At 45.9% G+C, this 18,480-nt stretch carries 15 protein-coding genes, 1 tRNA gene and 1 pseudogene; 1 reads left to right on the top strand and 16 read right to left on the bottom strand.

Features of this window, described 5'->3' with window-relative positions; all coding sequences use genetic code 11:
• Positions 1-63: 63 nt before the first annotated feature.
• The 14 genes and pseudogenes from VQ643_RS06275 to VQ643_RS06210 all read right to left on the bottom strand — a co-directional run bounded on the left by VQ643_RS06275 (position 64) and on the right by VQ643_RS06210 (position 16,433).
• Positions 64-4,026 carry a glycosyltransferase gene (locus VQ643_RS06275; RefSeq protein ID WP_414198505.1) on the bottom strand — a complete coding sequence of 1,321 codons (3,963 nt, stop codon included), beginning with the start codon at positions 4,024-4,026 and terminating at the stop codon, positions 64-66.
• Positions 4,026-6,161: a methyltransferase domain-containing protein gene (locus VQ643_RS06270; protein ID WP_414198503.1), complete on the bottom strand. Its 2,136-nt coding sequence runs from the start codon at positions 6,159-6,161 to the stop codon at positions 4,026-4,028. The genes VQ643_RS06275 and VQ643_RS06270 overlap by 1 nt, the downstream gene beginning before the upstream one ends.
• On the bottom strand, positions 6,158-7,375 hold the full coding sequence (locus tag VQ643_RS06265) for an ABC transporter ATP-binding protein (protein WP_414198501.1): 1,218 nt from the start codon (positions 7,373-7,375) through the stop codon (positions 6,158-6,160). Before VQ643_RS06265 ends, VQ643_RS06270 begins: the two co-directional genes overlap by 4 nt.
• A complete protein-coding gene (locus VQ643_RS06260; RefSeq protein ID WP_414198499.1) occupies positions 7,372-8,166 on the bottom strand; it encodes an ABC transporter permease in 795 nt (264 codons plus the stop codon). Before VQ643_RS06260 ends, VQ643_RS06265 begins: the two co-directional genes overlap by 4 nt.
• Before the next feature lies 1 nt (position 8,167).
• On the bottom strand, positions 8,168-9,520 hold the full coding sequence (locus VQ643_RS06255; RefSeq protein WP_414198497.1) for a phosphomannomutase: 1,353 nt from the start codon (positions 9,518-9,520) through the stop codon (positions 8,168-8,170).
• Positions 9,513-10,958, bottom strand: a complete 1,446-nt coding sequence (locus VQ643_RS06250; RefSeq protein ID WP_414198495.1) for a mannose-1-phosphate guanylyltransferase/mannose-6-phosphate isomerase — start codon at positions 10,956-10,958, stop codon at positions 9,513-9,515. The genes VQ643_RS06255 and VQ643_RS06250 overlap by 8 nt, the downstream gene beginning before the upstream one ends.
• A gap of 374 nt (positions 10,959-11,332) precedes the next feature.
• Positions 11,333-12,932, bottom strand: a pseudogene (gene tnpC / locus VQ643_RS06245) (IS66 family transposase).
• A gap of 68 nt (positions 12,933-13,000) precedes the next feature.
• Positions 13,001-13,369, bottom strand: a complete 369-nt coding sequence (gene tnpB, locus VQ643_RS06240) for an IS66 family insertion sequence element accessory protein TnpB (RefSeq protein WP_414198494.1) — start codon at positions 13,367-13,369, stop codon at positions 13,001-13,003.
• Positions 13,369-13,674, bottom strand: a complete 306-nt coding sequence (tnpA, locus tag VQ643_RS06235) for an IS66 family insertion sequence element accessory protein TnpA (RefSeq protein ID WP_151183546.1) — start codon at positions 13,672-13,674, stop codon at positions 13,369-13,371. Before tnpA ends, tnpB begins: the two co-directional genes overlap by 1 nt.
• A gap of 79 nt (positions 13,675-13,753) precedes the next feature.
• Positions 13,754-14,245: a hypothetical protein gene (locus VQ643_RS06230; protein ID WP_414198491.1), complete on the bottom strand. Its 492-nt coding sequence runs from the start codon at positions 14,243-14,245 to the stop codon at positions 13,754-13,756.
• Positions 14,246-14,417: 172 nt separating this feature from the next.
• The gene (locus tag VQ643_RS06225) at positions 14,418-14,666 is read right to left on the bottom strand and encodes a hypothetical protein (RefSeq protein WP_414198490.1); all 249 of its coding nucleotides are present in this window, start codon (positions 14,664-14,666) and stop codon (positions 14,418-14,420) included.
• Between the two features lie 80 nt (positions 14,667-14,746).
• Positions 14,747-14,992 (bottom strand): hypothetical protein, encoded by a 246-nt coding sequence (locus VQ643_RS06220; RefSeq protein WP_414198488.1) that lies wholly within the window; start codon positions 14,990-14,992, stop codon positions 14,747-14,749.
• Positions 14,985-16,202: an Arm DNA-binding domain-containing protein gene (locus tag VQ643_RS06215; protein ID WP_414198487.1), complete on the bottom strand. Its 1,218-nt coding sequence runs from the start codon at positions 16,200-16,202 to the stop codon at positions 14,985-14,987. The genes VQ643_RS06220 and VQ643_RS06215 overlap by 8 nt, the downstream gene beginning before the upstream one ends.
• Positions 16,203-16,220: 18 nt before the next feature.
• Positions 16,221-16,433, bottom strand: coding sequence for a hypothetical protein (locus VQ643_RS06210; RefSeq protein ID WP_414198486.1), 213 nt, complete (start codon positions 16,431-16,433; stop codon positions 16,221-16,223).
• Positions 16,434-16,614: 181 nt separating this feature from the next.
• Here VQ643_RS06210 and VQ643_RS06205 point away from each other — a divergent pair, with 181 nt between their 5' ends.
• Positions 16,615-16,872, top strand: coding sequence for a helix-turn-helix domain-containing protein (locus VQ643_RS06205; protein ID WP_414198485.1), 258 nt, complete (start codon positions 16,615-16,617; stop codon positions 16,870-16,872).
• Between the two features lie 205 nt (positions 16,873-17,077).
• On the opposite strand, the gene VQ643_RS06200 is transcribed toward VQ643_RS06205, so the two are convergent.
• Together VQ643_RS06200 and VQ643_RS06195 are read right to left on the bottom strand one after the other, a co-directional pair.
• Positions 17,078-17,154, bottom strand: a tRNA-Arg gene (locus tag VQ643_RS06200).
• Between the two features lie 276 nt (positions 17,155-17,430).
• Positions 17,431-18,480, bottom strand: a 1,050-nt coding sequence (locus tag VQ643_RS06195; RefSeq protein ID WP_414198483.1) for an ABC transporter transmembrane domain-containing protein, incomplete at its 5' end; no start/stop codon positions are given.

Here is an 18,480-nt window from a genome sequence, read left to right as displayed (position 1 = left end):
AAGTAAAAGGCGCAACAACAAAAACCTGAAAAGGCAAAATGAATGCAATCAACAGTCTGATCATTATTTATAACCTATCGTTTTATTTAAAAGATTTTTTGCAACAACTCGCCAGTCATTTAATTCTGAATATTCATGCGCTCTCGCACTCAAATATAAATACTTTTCCGCACAAACAAGCGTATCAACAATGGCATTCGCCCACACATTAAAGTCACCATATATCGAAGTGGAATAATTAGAAATATCATGAAATATCTTCGCATCCGATACGATAAGTGGCAGACCAACAGATAGGCAATCTGCAGCTGCTGCACTTCCTCCTTCATCACTATTCTCATAAGCCAAGAGAGCAAGATCAGCATCACTCAACTTTTTCAGCATTTCATCTTTTTCGTAAAAAGAAGTATCCAACTCAACATTCGATGATAAATCAAGCTCATCAATCAGCTTAAGGCATAACTCAAGCTCTTCTGAAGAATCAGCACTTGGATAGAGAGAACACTGAATCCTCAACTTACAACCCGGAAATTTATCAACCACCTTAGGCATAGCTCTCAAAAGTGTTCTTACACCTTTGTGAGCACGCAAAAAACCAGTGGTTATAAGTAGTGGCGGCTTGCTTCCCCAATCTCTATCATAAATAGTTCGTTTATTAATTGGGAGATTGTTATCAAGACCGATTGGATTATGAATAGCACTTAATCCATTCTCATATGCTAATTTAACCTCTGACAGCTGATGAAAAACAACAGATGCACCCATTTCACAAAGTTTGATAAGCGCTTGACTGTCTTCAACTCGATACTTATGATTATCGACAATAACTTTTACGTTTTTATTTGATAAATCAAGAACAAACAAAAAGAGCGTATCCATACTATAAAAAGCAGGATGATACTGAACAATTAGAACCCTTGGGTTTTGCATGCCAATAAAGTTTGCCGTTTCACTAAAAATTCTGCTATCAACATAGTTCAGATCATCGTAATACCAACCAACAATCATCTCCTTACCCAATGAATACAATGGTAAACCTGCATTAGCTGTCCGGCAGCTAATAACACTGACATCTATATCCATGTCCCGAAAGCACTTTACTAATGAAGAGGAATATTCTCCTATGCCGCACTTATGACCAAATGTAGACATCATGGCAATACGTAATCGCCCACTATTACCTCTAACACTGGAGTCCAGGAAATGGGTGTGAGAAATACTACCTAACATACGCAAGCGAGATAAAAATGCATTAGGGTCTTCGAGATCAATAATTTCGTTACCATCAAACCCTTTAGCCAAGAATAACGCGTCTTGCCTGATCATTATATTTAATGGAGATAAGCCACCCCCATTACAGGAAGACGGAACCCAAGCAATTAGATTTTGATTTTCTTTAGCGACAGAAACTAGAGATCGTAAATTTAGAAGCCAATAATCATCCGGACAAAAATCACTATCAAGTAAAACAATAAACTTGCCAGAGGCAGATTCTGCCCCTGCATTTCTAGCTGCTCCATGACTCAAATACGGTAGGTTTAGATATTTAACAGGAAAACCAAAACCATTACATACTGAAGAATTATATTGAGAGTTTAAATCAACTATAATCAACTCAAAATCACGATCAATTTGCCCGGAAATCGAACGAATTAAATTTTCAAACTCTCCATAACTATCAGATATTACTAGAACAAGAGAAAATAAAGGCAACGGTTGTTTGACATAAACGTGCCTATTAGCAACTATCTTACCTACCCTATGGCTAATACGCTCCCAAGCATAGTTATTCTCAACAAACTTTCTTGCGCTACACCCCACAGTCTGTCGCACCGCCTCATCACTTAGCTTAATAATACACTCTAAAAATGATGACAATCCATTAGAAGCAACCAAAAATGGACTCGTGGTGCCGACATCTATTCCTCTTGCACCTGTAGGTGTTGTAATAACAGGTAATGAAAATGCCATAAAATCAAACATCTTTATATTGGTGCCTGATCCTGAAAACATTGGATTAATGGCTATATCCGATGCAGTGAGCCACAATGCCTTTTCTTCTTCACTAAGCATTCCAGTTATATGAATGTTATTACGATTTGCTGCAACCTGACTGCCAACCCCACCAGCAATTACAAATAAAACATCAGGTGCATTAGGGGCAATATCATCAATAATAAAATTTGCAGCTTCAACATTTGGCCCGTATGCACTGCCTATGAAAACCGCTACCAGCCGCCAGTCTTGAATATGAAGTGTCTGCTTAGCTTGTAAACGTTTAGTCTGATCAGGGGGATCGTATGAGAAAGCCATTACGCCATTTGGTACAAGGCGCAACTTAGATGCATTTATCCTATAAAGACGATTAAACCTCAAACCATCTTCATAAGAACACACAAAAACAATGTCAGCCCGTCGGCACAAATTCAACTCATCTTCAATCACATTGCGCAAGAGTTCTGATTCAACCGAATTAGCTTCGTCAAGTAGTTGAGCTCTTAAGAAGCCCTCTACATTTTGCGAATCATATATAACCGTTTGCCCTGGCCGAATATCATGTTCAAGTAAGGGATATACCCACGGATGAGAAAAAACAACAACATCTGCTACCTTGATATTTTCCCGCGCGATTTTCAAATAGTCGGACGATAGATTCCCGAGCTTGCTGAATGAAATATCAATGACTGTTTTTCCACCAGCTCGAGAAGATAATTCTCTAGCCGCCTTATGATGCTTTTCACTAAGCGGGACATCAATTTCTTGCAATCCGGAAGTAATATGATGCTGTCGGAAACTTTCACCCGGCCAGTCATAGCTACCAACATAGGTGCAGTCGATATTATCGCCTAAGTTATGGTACAGTCCTAACAACCTTAGACGACCACCACCAACAGGAGGATCTATTGGCTGCATATCAAATACTGCCACTTTAAGCTTTTTATCAACTTGCTTAATATCGTTATGCTCTTTTTTTTCCTCAAGCGCCGCTTTTAGTAGCTTACTAGCAACTCGAGACCAATCCATGCCTGAAACCCAGGTAAAACCACGATCACCCATGCTTGCTGAACTTTCACGATTAGTGAATAAGTACTCCATTGCCTGACAGATCTGAAACGGATCCGGATTACAAATTAAGCCCGATAAACCATTTTCAACTATTCGTGCTGGCTCACCAGAATCATTACACGTAATAACTGGCTTTTTACTGGCAAAAGCCTCAAGTGTAATATAGCCATAATCCTCATGAACTGGTGTAAATGGAACAGCAATACAGCGCGAATAAAGCTCAACCAAATTAGCATCATCAATACGACCCAAGAATTCTATTCGTGGATCGCCATTCGCTATATCTTTTAATTTTGCTTCAGCCTCACCAGTTCCAGCGATTTTTAGCCGCATTGGTAATTTCGATTGCAATATTGCTTTTATTACAAGATCGACACGCTTCCAATCATGTAGACGACCTGGTAAGAAAAAATAGTCCTCAGATTTATTACACTTGAATTCCGAGAATCCTAGCGGAGGATGCAATACTTCAGCATTGAGGCCTCTCCAGCGAAAGAGTCGTTCCGCCACTTCATGGCCAATGGCAAAACGAGCTTTAACTTTACTCAATGCTGCAAAATCGCGGGCATGAATTTTGGCTCGTTGCTCATAATGCACTTTCGTTGGATTATTAAATACACGTTCAAACATATCATCAAAAACTCTGACGGTATGCACAAGATAAAGAACATGATTAGGGTGGTCTACAACATAGGTAGGAGCTTTTGTTGAAATAACCACATCAAATTCAGACAGGTCAAGCTTGGCACAACGATCATAGTTGTCGATAATAGATTCAAAATCAGGCTCATCTGCAGGAATTGAAATAATCTCAGCTTTACAACCAAGTTTATTCAAGCCACCAACTAAACCGTCATAAAATCTTTCTGCACCACCGATAACACCAGTAGTTGGCATAGCAGCCAGCACAGCTACTCGCAATCCAGTAAAGCTTTCTGGAAAATGCTTATTATTATTCATTATTCTGATTCCTCCCGGTAATCAATAAGCTCACGACGGATACCAGAAAGAATCTGATCAACTGTAACATTACCATCTTCATTTCGATCAAAGTTCAAATAATAACCTTCACTATGTCTAGTGATATGGTTTTCCATCAGTGGAATATTAGTAGTTTCTTGTTTCTGTCTAGCTACTGAAGCTACCGAAATTTGTGCCGTTTGCACTGGCGCCGACTCTTGCACAGAAGCAAACGTGGGCATTGCTGGTTCGACCACAAGCCCTCGGTTAATCGCAAACTGTCTCAGGTGAGCAAACACCTTAGGGTATTTACGCAAGCGGTTTGCCCAACGTTGCCGCAATGCGGGGCGGTTTAGTGCAAAGCGAATTGCTCTGCTTAGCACCGGTCGCAGCAGGGCTTTTATGGCACGAAAAGGTAAGGCTAACAGCCAGGCTATTAAGCGACGAAGCCCACGCAATGGTGCAGTAATTTTCCATGAGGTGCTGTGTAGTAAGTCGTTGATGCGTTGTTGGGCTGCTGCATGGTGTTGCTCGGCTTCGGTAGCACGCAGGTACCAGTGATGGGCGTTGCCTAACGATTCCTGCAGTTGTGTCCAATGCTGATGGTTGGCCTGGTGTACGTTGTGCAGTTCGTCTTTTGTGCTGTTCAGCTCGGCTTCCAGTTCAGTAGCGCGCATATACCAATTGTGTGCGTTACCGAGTGATTCGTTCAGCTGCTGGGTGGTGTGCTCCAGTTGCTGGTTGAATTGTTCTGTTGTGCTATTCAGCTGTTCTGCATACTGCGCCTCTAATGCAGTGGCTTGTTCCGCCAGTTTTTCGGTAAGTTGCTTGGCCCAGGTTTCTGCATCGGTTTCGGCCTGATTTTTTAGTTGCGCGATACAATCAGTAGCTTCGGCTAGTTGGTCAGAAAGTTGAGCAATTTCTTTGGCGGTTTCCGCCAATTGTTTTTCACTGATATGAAGCTGGTATTGCAGTTCTTGTATGCGCTGGGTTTGAGCCAACAGTTGTTGATTAAGCTGGTTTTGCTGTTCGTTTTGCAGTTGTTGCTGGTTTTGTGCAATTTCGTAGCGCGCTTCCAGCTGAGCGGTGCGTGTACTGATTTCACGCAGTTCAGTTTCAGCCTTGCGGGCGCGGTTTTCTTCCTGCCGGGTGCGGGCCTCTTCCTGATAGAGTCGCTGGGTTGCCTGCAACAATTGTTGGCGCAGTTGTTCGCTAAGGGTTTCCAGCTGTACAGCACGTAATTCGGCTTTGTACAGTTCCGGGGTAAGGTTTTGGTTATTCTGATCAATAGCCATAACACGTTCGGCGGTTTCAACCAGTGTATCGCGCAGCCTTTGTTCTTTTTGAGCTAACTCTTCCATGCGGTGCTTTATCTCGTTCAGTTCGGTTTGCAGTGCTTGTTCGTAGCGTTCTGCTATGTGGTTAATGGAAATGCCGTATTCCACTGCAAACATTGGGTCGAAATCTTGCATCAGTTCATCAGTAGCCGGCTTTTGGGCTACTACGGCGTAGTCGGGGCTTACACCAGCTAATACCTGAATTAACCCCGGCCGCTGCAGCTGGTATAAGGCTGGGTCTTCCTGCAGGCGCAGTACTTTATTTCTTGCAAAACCTGCCAACTCGGTAACAAAAGCCAGCAAAATATGGGGCACCGGTCTGATGTGGGTTGGGTCCAGGTAAAAGTTGTGTGTACCTACCACCAGGTTTTCGGCGTTGGGGGTTTCCAGAATCAGCAGCCCACCGGGTTTTAATACGCGCAGGGCTTCTTCTGCTATTTGCTGAACCTGTGAAAATTCAATGTGCTCTACAATGTGAAAACCCGATACTACGCTCAGGCTGTTATCGGGCAGGGCTTGTAACGCGGCTATTGCATCGCCCTGCTCGGCTTGCAGGTTCAATTCGTGACAGGCTTGTAACATGCCTTCGTCCAGATCAACGCCACGGGCTTGCACGTCATTATTTTGCAACAGCTGCAGCCACTCGCCCCGCCCGCAACCGAGGTCAAGCGCGGTACAGGGCGTATGCCATGCCTTCAATGTTTCAATAAAGGGCAAATACACTTCCAACCGGCCCAGTATCAGTTCTCGCGAACCACGGTGACGGTCTTCAAAGGCGCGATAAAATCCGGAACTCATCGGGCACACTCCAATTCAGGAGGCATCCATGCTACACCCACAAATGGCGGGTGCACAGGGTTAACTACATTGAACAGCAAGGCCATATCCAGCCAGTGATAATTGCGTTCAAGATGAGTGTCGGCGGTATGCAGCGCCACCGTTACGGAATAGGAACCCAGGCCTAGTGCCATAGGGAAACTGAAACGGTATTGCAGGGTTTCGCCGGTATTCAGGTTGTGTTGGGTTTGTTTCAGGTGGTGCGTGTTGGTGCCGTAAACCTGGCGGCCCAGGCGGTCTTTTATCAGGTAGCCTAGGACCAATTCTGGGATGTCTTGTTCTACCGTGACGTTAACGCACAGAGTTACGGGTTCGCCTACGGCAATGTATTCCACCGGTTCGTGGTTACTGTTGCGCAGACTTACTTCGGTTATTTTTGCTTCGCCACTTCCCGATACGGTTTGGGCACTGCCATCGTCCAGACGCTTTACTTGCACGGTGCTGTTTTCTTTTTCCGCAATAATGGCGTTGTACAGGTCGATCACTTCTTGCGGCGGGCCGTCTTTAATTACAGTGCCATTTTCCAGCAGTAAGGTGCGATCGCACAGGGTAAGAATGGATGATGGGTCGTGGGTAACAATCAGCAGGGTTGTGCCTTGTTCCTGAAACTGGCGAATGCGTTCAAAGCTTTTGTGCTGAAAGTAGCTGTCGCCTACCGACAGCGCTTCATCCACAATTAAAATTTCTGGCCGGAAAGCGGTGGCTACAGCAAACGCGACGCGAACCTGCATACCGCTGGAGTAGGTTCGTACCGGCTGGTCGAAGTATTCGCCTATTTCAGCAAAGGCTTCAATGTCGGGCATGGCTTGCATAATATGGTCATGGCCATAGCCCATTAACCCGGCTGAGTGCAGTACGTTTTGCCGCCCTGTCAGTTCGGGGTTAAAGCCCATGCCCAGTTCAAGAATGGCGGCAATGCGACCGTTAATATGTACGCTGCCTTCTGTTGGCTGCAGCGTACCGGCTATCATTTTCAGCAGGGTGGATTTACCTGCACCGTTCTGGCCCATTATGCCAATGGCTTCGCCGGGCCGAATTTCAAAACTGACATGCCGCAGTACCCAGTGCTCTTCCCTTGGGCGCGATTTAATACCAAACCAGCTGGCAAAGCGTTGCCATTCGGAATGGTAACTGCGGTAGGCTTTGCCCAGATTTTGTACGCTTAACAGGGTCATAGCGCATCCACCATTTCCGGGGCTGCCCGGCGGAACATAAACAGGCTTACCAGCAGTAAAACGGCAGCTACGGTAAAGGTTATCAGCATGGGTTCCATGGCCGGTGTTTTTCCAAACACCAAGATGTCGTGGTAAGCGCTGACGATGGGCAGCATGGGATTGTAGGCAATAACGCTTTGTAGTGAGTCCGGTACAATTTCCAGCGGATACACAATAGGCGTAAACCAGAACAGCGTTTGTATAACAATGGGGGTTACCTGCCCAATATCACGCACAAATACGTTAATAACGCCCAGAATTAACCCTACTCCCAGTGCCAGCATGACGGTGATTATCGTTAGTGGAAATAACCACAGGGCTTCTATACCGGGCGTATGGCCCAACAAAGCAAATACCACCAGCACTGAAAGCAGCAGCAGGCTGTAATTCAGCAAGCAGGAGCCCGTGGTAATAGCAGGCATGGTTATGCGGGGGAAACGCATTTTTTTCATCAGATTGCCGTTGTCTATAAACAGCGTAAGACAGCGCCCTACTATTTCGGCAAACAAGCTCCAGGCAGTAATACCCGCGGTTAAGTACAGTGCGTAAGCATAGGGATTATCAATGCCGGGTAACTTGGCGGCCAGTACGTTGGATAATATCAGGGCGTAAATAGCAACTTGTGCCAACGGATGAATGATCATCCATAAGCCACCTAGGCGACTACGGGCAAAACGCGCAGCAAACTCGTTGCGAATGGATGACGATACAAACCCACGGTAGGCCCAGAGATTGCGCATATAAGTAAACATATCAACCTTGTATTAATGCCGTGGCTTCCGCCACTTTTTGTTGTAGTAATGCCGGATTAGCGCGGGTTTCAATATTGAGCCGCAGTAAGGGTTCAGTATTAGAGGCACGCAGGTTAATACGCCATTCGGCAAACTCCATGCTCAGGCCATCAGTGCGGTCTGTTACCGGTTTTTGGTTGACGTAGTAAGTTTCTACCCTTTTCAGCACTTCGTTACTGTTGGCGACAGTGAAGTTAATTTCACCGCTGCAGGGATAGGCTGCCATACGTTCGTCCACTAATTCAGCCAGTGTTTTGTCGCTGGTACTCATCAGTTCGGCGACCAGTAACCACGGGATCATGCCACTATCGCAGTAGAAGAAATCTCGGAAGTAATGATGGGCACTCATTTCACCGCCGTATATGGCATCTTCACTGCGCATGCGTTCTTTAATAAAGGCATGCCCAGTTTTGCTTTGTACAGCAATACCACCCGCCTGTTGCACCTGGTTAATGGTGTTCCAGGTTAAGCGCGGGTCATGAATAATTTTGCTGCCAGGGTGTTTTTTTAACAGCATTTCGGCCAGCAAACCCACAAGGTAATAGCCTTCGATAAAGCGGCCGTTGGCATCGAAGAAGAAGCAACGATCAAAGTCACCATCCCATGCCAGCGCCATATCACACTGGTTTTCCAGCAAGGCTTTTTGGGTTAGTTCACGGTTTTCCGGCAACAATGGGTTAGGAACCCCGTTGGGGAATTCGCCATCTGGCTCTGTGTTAATCAACACCCATTGCAAAGGCAGCAGATTTTGTAAGGCCTGAATGACCGGGCCGGCGGCACCATTGCCGGGGTCGGCCAATATTTTCAGCGGCTTTAAATTGGCGGTGTTTACATAGCCAAGAAGATGCTGCAAGTAGGCTGCTTTATCAGCGTTGTGATGAACCTGGCCTTTATTACTGGCTGGTTCACCCAACTTATTATTGGCAACACGATCACGAATTGCATTCAGACCGCTGTCGCCACTGATGGGGCGTGAACCTTCACGCACCAGCTTCATGCCGTTGTAGCCTTTGGGGTTATGGCTGGCAGTTACCATAATGCCACCATCCGCCTGATAGTGGCTGGTAGCAAAATACACTTCTTCCGTGCCGCACAGACCGATATCAATGACATTGGCGCCGGCATCGGTAAGGCCATTAATGAGCGCTTGCGCCAACGCCGGGCTTTCTAGGCGCATATCGCGGCCGACCACGTAGCTGTTGCCACCCAGTTCGGCCACTAAGGCGCGGCCAATACCGTAGGTGATGTCTTCGTTTAATTGTTCCGGTACTTTGCCGCGAATATCGTAGGCCTTAAAACAGGTCAGTTCATTCATTTGCATCAACCCGACCATAAATGTCTTCAAAGCGTACAATGTCATCCTCACCTAAGTAATCACCACTTTGCACTTCAATCATGACTAGGTCGATGACACCAGGGTTTTCCAAACGATGCCTGTGACCGGCAGAAATAAAAGTTGATTCGTTTGTGTTGAGGTAGAACGACTTCACATCATTAATTACTTTTGCCATACCGCTGACGACAATCCAGTGCTCACTGCGGTGGTGATGCATTTGCAGAGATAACGAGGCACCGGGTTTGACTTCGATGCGCTTGATTTTGAAGCGCTCACCTTCTTCTAGGGTGGTATAGGTTCCCCATGGGCGGTGAACAGTTTGGTGTAGCAAGTGGGCTTCGTGCTGTCGAGTCTTAAGCTCTTTAGCAATTAAACCAACATTTTGCGCTTCGTCTTTATGGGCAACAAGCAGCGCGTCTTCAGTATCTATAACAATTAAATCTTTAACCCCGACCAATGCCGCTAAGCGCTTAGGAGAGTGCACGTAGTTGTTACTGGAATTTATGGTGAGGACTTCACCTACGAGACGGTTTTGAATGTCATCTTCTGCTACCAGCTCACTCATCGCATTCCATGAACCAATATCACTCCAGCCGATGTTGCACGGTACCATTGCAACTTTACTTGAGCGCTCCATCAGTGCGTAATCAATTGAGGTATCAGGCACCGTGGCAAAGCTGTCTGCGTCAAGGTGAAGTACCGTATTATCGTTATTACTTGTTGTTGATGCACTAATCGTTTTACGGGTTTTAGACAGAATCTCTGGCGCATGCTTTTCAAGGTCTTGTAATAGCGTACCCACCCTGAAGCAGAACATTCCTGAGTTCCAATAGTAGTTGCCTGCACTAACATATTGCTTGGCGGTATCCAAGTCTGGTTTTTCAACAAAGCATGTCACTTCAAAGCCACCTTCAAGTGACTTGCTTGCGTCAGCCTCAATGTAACCAAAGCCTGTTTCTGGGTATTCTGGCTCGATTCCAAAGGTCACATGCCAACCTTGCCCAGCAAGTACTTGTGCCTTGGCAACTGCTTGACCAAACTTAGCTTCGTCTTTAATTAAGTGGTCAGCAGCTAAAACTAAAATCTGGGCATCATCACCGTGGATTTCCTGCACCTGAAGAGCAGCGGTGGCAACAGCTGCGGCCGTATTACGACCAAAGGGCTCTAAAATATATTTAAGCGAGCAGTTGCGCTCATTGGCCTTGTTGTATTCATCTTCGGTTTTAAAGAAAAGCTCTTTATTGGTTACCGTCAGTATTTCGGTAACATTATTAAGCGCACAAGCGCGCTTGAATGTTTTACTAAGAAGGTTTTCACCATCTGGAAGATTCATAAATGGCTTAGGGTGTGCCTTACGCGAAACTGGCCAGAGTCGAGTTCCTACTCCACCTGACAAAATAACTGGTATTAGTTTCAACTTTTCCTCCTGAACAAGACCTGATTTAGACCAGACATTTATTAAGTACTAGCGGCCTACGTTGAGCCCAGCATATTGAGCAAAAAATAGCCTAAGACATTGATATAATGAAAACTGTATAGAAATTTACCAAAAAAGAAGAGGATACACTTTCTTCTTGTGAAAGTCCTTAACAATGACCCACGCAGATCTACAACCTAACCCGATAGGTTCGACTTAATTAACCGCCAATGTGATTCAAACGGTGCTAATCAGGCGTATGGCTGAACTCTCGAAACTTTGAGGCCAACTCTAATGCAGCCAAAGAGTATTCTTTCGCATCTGATGTTTCGTAAGCGCCCTTAAATCAGCACCCCAGTAAACGGGCGCTTAGCTTAACCCAGTTCCACGTTCCAAGGCAGCAGAGCTTCGAGCTTTTCTAATGTGTCAGCCTCGCCAATGTGGTCAAGGATATGCTTGATGTAGCCTTGTGGATCGATGCTATTTGCTTTGGCGGTTTCTATCAGTGAGTAACAAGCAGCGCTGGCTTCTGCGCCTTTACGAGTGTCGGCAAATAACCAGTTCTTACGGCCAATGGCGAAGGGTCGGATGGCATTTTCTGCCAAGGCGTTACTGATCTTAAGGTCGCCGCGTTCGCAGTAGCCTTCCAGGTATGGCCATTGGTTTAAGGTGTAGTCGATGGCTTTTCTGAGCGCGCTACCTTTCATCACTTTGCCAGCGTTTTTCTCAAGCCATTGTTTAAACTCGTTGAGTATTGGCAGGCTGATTTCTTGCCGTGCCTTTAAACGCTCTTCATCGGTTTTGTCAGCTATGTTGCTTTCTATGCGATAGAGTTTGCGGATGGTAACTAAGCGCTACATCGGCTTTGCTTACGGTGCCTGTCTTGGCTTTAGCCTTAGAATCAGCGCTTTTATCGGCCTCAACAAATTTACGTCGTGCGTGATCCCAGCAGCCAATGCGCGTAATCGAATTGGCTTTGCAGACCGTGCTATAACCAGAATAGCCATCGGCTTGCAGCACGCCTTCAAAATCATCCAGCAAGCGCACAGCCACACTGCCTGCACGTGAAGGATCGTATTCAAAAAGAACACTCTGTTTTTCGGGCGGTCCGCCACGGATAACCCACATCCATTTATCCGATTGTGCTGTTTTACCGTCTTCTTTCAGCACCTGCAGACGGGTTTCATCCGCTTGCAAGTAATTACCGCTGTTTTGCACCTCGCGCACTAAGTGCAACAGAGGCTTGGCTTCGTCAGCAAAGCGTATGCACCATTGCGCCATGTTATTGCGATAAATCGGCTGGCCCAAGCCTTTAAATTTACTCTCTTGGCGATATAACGGCATACCGTATTGGTATTTGTCGGCAATCACATGGGCAATCAGCGAAGTGGTCACCGAGCACTTACCAAAGGGGTGCACTGGTCGCTGCGCAGCTACGATCTGTTCTTCTGATGCGTTGTTTTCAGAGGGAAACACGGCTTTTTCTTGCCAGTGCTCCAGCACTTTGAGTTGCGCTGGAATGTAGTGCAGCTCTTCTTTTACTTTAGTGAAGAAGGTTTTACTAGCGCCGGCTTTTTCTAGTTCAGTGAGCTTATGTTCAATGCGCTCACGCACAAGGCTTGCAGAAAAACCACGCTTGCGTGTCTGGCGCTCTTTGCGTTGCTGGGCAATGCCTTCGCCCTCATCTGGCAATTCAGGCAGGGACTCAAACAGCTCATCGAGTTGGGCTTCGAGCTCGATTTCATCAAAGAGGTTGAGCTGAAATTTAGATTTTTCACTGCTGGCACTGAATTTCTGTGTTTTCAGCAGACGGTTCATTTCTTCCAGCAGTTCAATACGGCGATGGGCATCTTGCAAAGCAGTGTTCTGCTCATCAATAACAGCTTGAAACTGTGCCACAACCAAACGCAATTCAGCGGCACTAAGGCCGCTTAAATCTGGGGTTTTAATGGTCGGTTTGGGCTGTTTTTTCATGCCGAAATTATAGCAAAACCCGCCACCAAAAGCACCCTTAAAAGCAGCCAAAACCCAGTGAAATCAGGCTAGCCAAGGCTGTTGTAGTGCAGTTTTTTATGGCCTTTAAAGAGGCTGATATCGTAACCATCCAGCAGCCAATTTATTTGCTCGCCCGTTAAGGCTAACAGCTCATCGGCAGGCCTAGGCCACTTGAATTTTTCCTCGGCCAGCGCCTTGTAGTACATGACAAAACCATTGTCTTCCAACATCACGCATTTGATTTTGTTGCGCTGGCGATTGGTAAAGGCATATAACGCACCGCTGAACGGGTTATGACCAAGCTCTTGCTCAACCAGCAAAGCCAAGCCATTGGCTTGCTTCCTAAAATCCACCGGCGCACGGTACAGATAAATTTCCGGCATCTGCTTGGCTGGCCGTAAATAACGCACCTTCATTACAACTGCCTCAGCATCGCCAGCACTACATCGAGATTACCTGCATTCACTCCAGAAAAACTTATGCCGCTGGGCAGATGAACACCCAACCCATCAGCACTGCTAGTCGAGGTCGCTAGCTGCGTAACCTGAGCAAAACCAGCAGACTTTGCAACCGCGTCTACCGGCTGAAACTTTCTACGCCAATAATTAAATTGTGCATAATTCAAATCATGCTGTTTGCAAAACGCAGCACCGGATAAATCCGATGCTTGCCAGGCATCAATATGTTGCTGCCAAAACTGCTGACGTTCTTGTGATGTCATCGCTAATACCTCTTTGAAAAAGACAGGTATTAGTGTGAAGCTGTATAGGTTGGCTTAAAAGATGCTGATTTAAGGGCGCTTACGATGTTTCGATTATTTGGGCACTGTTTACAGCTTTGTTTCTAAGGTCTTTAAGCTTTGTATACAGGTCGTAGGCTGATTGGCTTATGAGCCCTTGGGCTTGGAGTTGTTTCGCTGCTGCGTTTCCAGATACGCGACCTGTGCCACCTCTGACATTTAAACCGTTATGCAATGCCGCGGATATTGTTGCAAGCTCGACTTCACGCCAAGCATCTACCACCGCACCGTTAGGAGAGTGCTCGGCTAAACGCTGTAACTGACTTCCTTTTGAATCATAAACGCCTGGTTTTTTTCCAAATTTATTCTCTTGATTAATCTGACGCACTTCAATCATACCCACCCCAAACTCAGCTCGAACACCTCCTGCTTCAACGGCATTAATTCGTGCGATTAGCTTTATCACTGGCGACCTTAACACGGAAGCAATAGCAAGCACCGTAAGCGGCCATGCCAATATCTCAATGAGTTTGATTAGTTGCGTAGATTCCATACGGGCACCTTTGTGAGTATGACGCTTGTAGCCAAGATCTACCTGAGTGATGTCGGCTACAAAGCGTCATGCTGTTTTTCTTGTTAGCTTTGCGGTTTAATACCTAACTGCTGTGACAAGTATCTGCGCCCTGCGGTAAGTGAGTTGCAGGGCGCAAGGACAGTCTACTTTATTAAATGGGCAGCCTGTCTTCAAACTGCAGCCGCACATCCCCTAATGTGCGCCCTGCAGGTCGAGGCTCTTGCATTAAGTTTTCTACCCATATTCTGATAGCCTCGTAATTGTCTACCCAGTACGGAAGCCCCCAGTACAGAGACAGCTCATTGCCGCGCACAATGCTGTAATAGTTGATAAGCCAAATCGCAACATTTCTGGCAGTTAATTGCGGCGCTCGTTCGTTTTTAGTGAGTACCTGTTGCATACACTACCCCTCCAGCAGAAGTTCAGATTGAATTAGATGCTCAAATACTGGGCCATCTTGTCCACATTCAAATAGGCTCATCAGACGGGACTCCAGTGATTGATTGTTTGCCCTAAACGATTAAGTAAAAGAGGTAGCACGGCTAATGCCAGATCATCTTCGAGCACATCAAGTGACTCTTTAACCCATGTCTCTAGTGCTTCAAGGTTGCTACTCTCATTACCCCTGCCAATTACAAAAACAAGTTCATCGCCCTCAGGAATCAGCATGGCTTGCTGCATGGCTTCAGCTAAACGTCGGTGAGTTTGTCCATTCAAGTTAAGCATCAGCAGTCTCCTTTTCCTCTTCCTTTGCAGTTTGATTGAGCTCACTGGCAAGCAGGCGATCAAATGCCGAACCGTCTTGACGGGTAAGGTTAGGCACATAGCGTGAGTACACTCGAAACAACATTTCTGTGGTGGTATGACCCATTTGCCGCGCAATCCATTCAGGTGTTTCACCGGCAGCCAGCCAAAGAGTGGCTGCGGTATGACGGGTTTGATAAGGGGGTCGACGTTTTATCCCCAAGTAACGCAGTGTCGGATGCCAAACTCTGCGTGTCACATTGCGGTGGTACAGTGGATTACCGTCACGGTTGCAGAACACGAACTCTTTATCACCGGTCACTTCACGCTGAGCCTGCAAGGCATCAAAAACGGGTTGCGACATGTGGATCTCGCGTTGTGAGCCATCATTTTTGGTGTAGGTCATTTGGGTGTTGACCACTGTTTCTCGGATCAGGATTTGTCGTCTTTCAAAATCGATATACTTCCAGCGTAGCCCGTCGATTTCACCGGTACGCATGCCGGTGAAAAAGCGCACGGTGTAATACGCTTGAAAATCCTTACGCACATGGGTTAAAAACTTACTCACCTCTTCTAATGAAAAGGGCTCTATATCCGTGCGTTGAATTTTTAATGATTTAACTCCACGGAAAGGTGAGTTAATATCGTAACGCTCAGCGGCTTCATTCATGATCATCCTTATTGGGGTGATTACCTTGTTTACAGTGGAAGCTTTTAATGGGCTGTCTTTTCGTAACGGTTCTTTGGCGAGATTTGTACGAAATTGCAGAACTTCAGCTTTGGTGATGTCGCTGAGTTTTTTATCCCCGAAAAAAGGTAGAGCGTAGGATTTAAGGGATCCCGTTACAGTCCTGTAGTGACTGTCTCGCCACTCCACCTGCTTCTCTGATAGCCAAATTTCGGTAAACTCAGCGAAGGTTGGAATGTTGCCAGCCTGACCGTTTGCTCCTTGACGGGCTGCATGCAGCTTGCTTTCAAGCTCATCAAACAAGTCAGCTCGAGCGCTCTTAGGAAAGTAATTTCGGTATACGAATGTGCCTAGCAAAATTTCTGCTTCCATGCGCTCTAAGATTTTCTCTAGCTTTTTGCGGTTGGCTGCAGTGTCTGTATACCGGGTCAGTTCACGGCATCGACGGCCCTTATAGCGAAAATCTGCTTGGAGCCTGCCGTTTCTAACATTAATAGAAGCCATAGTTCCCCCTCCTCTCAGTTACTGTAAACCCGTCGCCACATCGAGCGCGGGTGGCTTGAACATGTCCTGTTCGATTTTTTCCCACAAGTACAAAATTTTCCGCCCTCCAAACGGGCGAATGTAATGAATGCCTTCCAGCAAAACAGAGTCTTTCAGCTGGTTACGGATGGTGCGTGCGTCATATTTAATGCGCGCAGCAAGTTCATCAGTGGTTAAGTATGTGTTTTTCATTCCAAGCTCCTTTCGAGGTTCTTCTGTAGCGTTGAAGCTACATTAATAGCTAAAAATGTGCCTGTCAAGCTCTTTTGTAGCTTTTAAGCGACATTGATGCCACTGAAGCTGCAGAGGAGGTTTTATAGGTGCGAAAATATGGTCGTCAGGATAGAATAAAGCGAATAACAGGAGAGCTGTAATGATCAGATTTAGACTTAAAGAACTCGTGGCTGAAAAAGAGTTTCAGGAAGGAAGAAATATCACTTACGAGGAAATATCAAGAAAAACGGGAATACACCGTACTACCTTATCTAGGATTGCAAATATCAAGGGTTACGTTACCAATACGGATGTGCTCGATAAACTGTGTGCTTATTTCGGTGTTAACACCAATGAGGTGGCTGAGTACATTGAAGAACCGCAGGGGGCGGAGGAAGAGTTCAGCTCAGAAAAGTAAGCTATATATTCAAAATTTACAGCTTAAAACAGCTGGCACTAGAAAAGTGACTGAGTTTGAGTGGTGGTCAATATTTGGGAAGGGAAATTCTGGAGATTTCTTTACTTGGTCACACTTTGGTCACCGTTTGGTCACCGCGGCAATTTTAAGAGATTGTGACCAAGACAGGGGGAGGTCATAAAATGGACGTAAAAATAAGTAGATGTGGCGCACCAGGCGGGAGTCGAACCCACGGCCTTTGCCTTCGGAGGGCAACGCTCTATCCAACTGAGCTACTGGTGCGTGGCGCGCATTATACACAAAATGACCACCGCTGTAAGTATTGATTTAATGGATGACTCCCGCCCTCCGAAGGCAGGGGTCGTGGGTTCGAATCCCGCCGGGTGCGCCATTTCTAAGCTTTAACATCCTCAGACATACATTAAAACCCTTATAAATACTCGTTTAGGCGGGTATTTTTGCTTTTACATGCCCAAACATAACCAGACATATAACAGACATTCTTGTACACTGAATTTATAAATAACACTCAGTGTACATAGATGGCTGAGGCTAAATTCATTTCAGCATCTTTGCATTTGCGTGTGTTACATGTGTTATGCACCAGCAGTGATGCCTATTACTACTGTGTACATGATGAAACGACAAGATATTAAGCACCGCCCTTAAACGCTGTACTAATTTAGTGACTGTACTTTTGCCTGAACCTGAACGTCCTACAATGCCAATTACCTCACCTGCATTAAACGTCAGATTTAAATCTTTAATGATTTGTGGGCCATCAGGGCGATAACGAAAATTTACATGCTCAAATTGAATATCACCTTTAATCGGTGGCAAGGCTAAGCGAGATTTAGCCGCTTCTGTCGGGGTGTTTAAAATATCGCCTAAGCGCGCTACAGAAATACCCACTTGCTGAAAGTCTTGCCATAACTGGGCTAAGCGAATGATAGGTGCGGCTACTTGCCCCGCTAACATATTAAAAGCAATTAACTGGCCAACAGTCAGGTCGCCACTAATCACCAAGTGGGCACCTAACCATAAAATAGCAATCGTCACTATCTTTTGAATAAACTGCACGCCTTGCTGACCAATCGTAGCAATACGTACTACTCGAAAGCTTGAAGTAACATAAGCGGCTAATTGCTTATCCCAACGGCGTGTCATTTGTGGCTCAACCGCCATGGCCTTAATAGTGCCTACCGCAGAAACAGATTCGACTAAAAAGGATTGGTTGTCAGCGTTACGTGCAAACTTATCGTTTAGGCGTGCGCGCAAAATAGGGCTAATACTGGCAGACCATAAGGCATAGCAAGGCAGCGATGCCAACACAATTAAGGTAAGCCAGCCACTGTAGTACCACATGACTGCAATAAAAATGAAAGAGAACATCAAATCTAAAACAGAAGTTAATGTTTGCCCCGTTAAAAAGTTACGGATTTGCTCCAGCTCGCGCGCACGCGCTACGGTTTCACCCACACGGCGTGTTTCAAAGTAACTAATAGGCAAGGCCAGCATATGCCTAAATAACTTGGCACCTAGCTCTACATCTATACGGCTGGTTGTGTGTGAAAAAATATAAGTACGTAAACCACCCAGCACCACATC

Source organism: Pseudomonas sp. F1_0610 (assembly GCF_047470865.1).
Taxonomy (GTDB): domain Bacteria; phylum Pseudomonadota; class Gammaproteobacteria; order Pseudomonadales; family Pseudomonadaceae; genus JAZDRH01.
This window is presented reverse-complemented; position numbering and strand designations above follow the sequence as displayed.

Excerpts from the sequence above, each read along its gene's own strand:
- VQ643_RS06275 (WP_414198505.1), bottom strand. The coding sequence starts at position 4,026 with ATGAATAATAATAAGCATTTTCCAGAAAGCTTTACTGGATTGCGAGTA.
- VQ643_RS06270 (WP_414198503.1), bottom strand. The coding sequence starts at position 6,161 with ATGAGTTCCGGATTTTATCGCGCCTTTGAAGACCGTCACCGTGGTTCG.
- VQ643_RS06265 (WP_414198501.1), bottom strand. The coding sequence starts at position 7,375 with ATGACCCTGTTAAGCGTACAAAATCTGGGCAAAGCCTACCGCAGTTAC.
- VQ643_RS06260 (WP_414198499.1), bottom strand. The coding sequence starts at position 8,166 with ATGTTTACTTATATGCGCAATCTCTGGGCCTACCGTGGGTTTGTATCG.
- VQ643_RS06255 (WP_414198497.1), bottom strand. The coding sequence starts at position 9,520 with ATGAATGAACTGACCTGTTTTAAGGCCTACGATATTCGCGGCAAAGTA.
- tnpB (WP_414198494.1), bottom strand. The coding sequence starts at position 13,369 with ATGAAGGTGCGTTATTTACGGCCAGCCAAGCAGATGCCGGAAATTTAT.
- tnpA (WP_151183546.1), bottom strand. The coding sequence starts at position 13,674 with ATGACATCACAAGAACGTCAGCAGTTTTGGCAGCAACATATTGATGCC.
- VQ643_RS06230 (WP_414198491.1), bottom strand. The coding sequence starts at position 14,245 with ATGGAATCTACGCAACTAATCAAACTCATTGAGATATTGGCATGGCCG.
- VQ643_RS06225 (WP_414198490.1), bottom strand. The coding sequence starts at position 14,666 with ATGCAACAGGTACTCACTAAAAACGAACGAGCGCCGCAATTAACTGCC.
- VQ643_RS06220 (WP_414198488.1), bottom strand. The coding sequence starts at position 14,992 with ATGCTTAACTTGAATGGACAAACTCACCGACGTTTAGCTGAAGCCATG.
- VQ643_RS06215 (WP_414198487.1), bottom strand. The coding sequence starts at position 16,202 with ATGGCTTCTATTAATGTTAGAAACGGCAGGCTCCAAGCAGATTTTCGC.
- VQ643_RS06210 (WP_414198486.1), bottom strand. The coding sequence starts at position 16,433 with ATGAAAAACACATACTTAACCACTGATGAACTTGCTGCGCGCATTAAA.
- VQ643_RS06205 (WP_414198485.1), top strand. The coding sequence starts at position 16,615 with ATGATCAGATTTAGACTTAAAGAACTCGTGGCTGAAAAAGAGTTTCAG.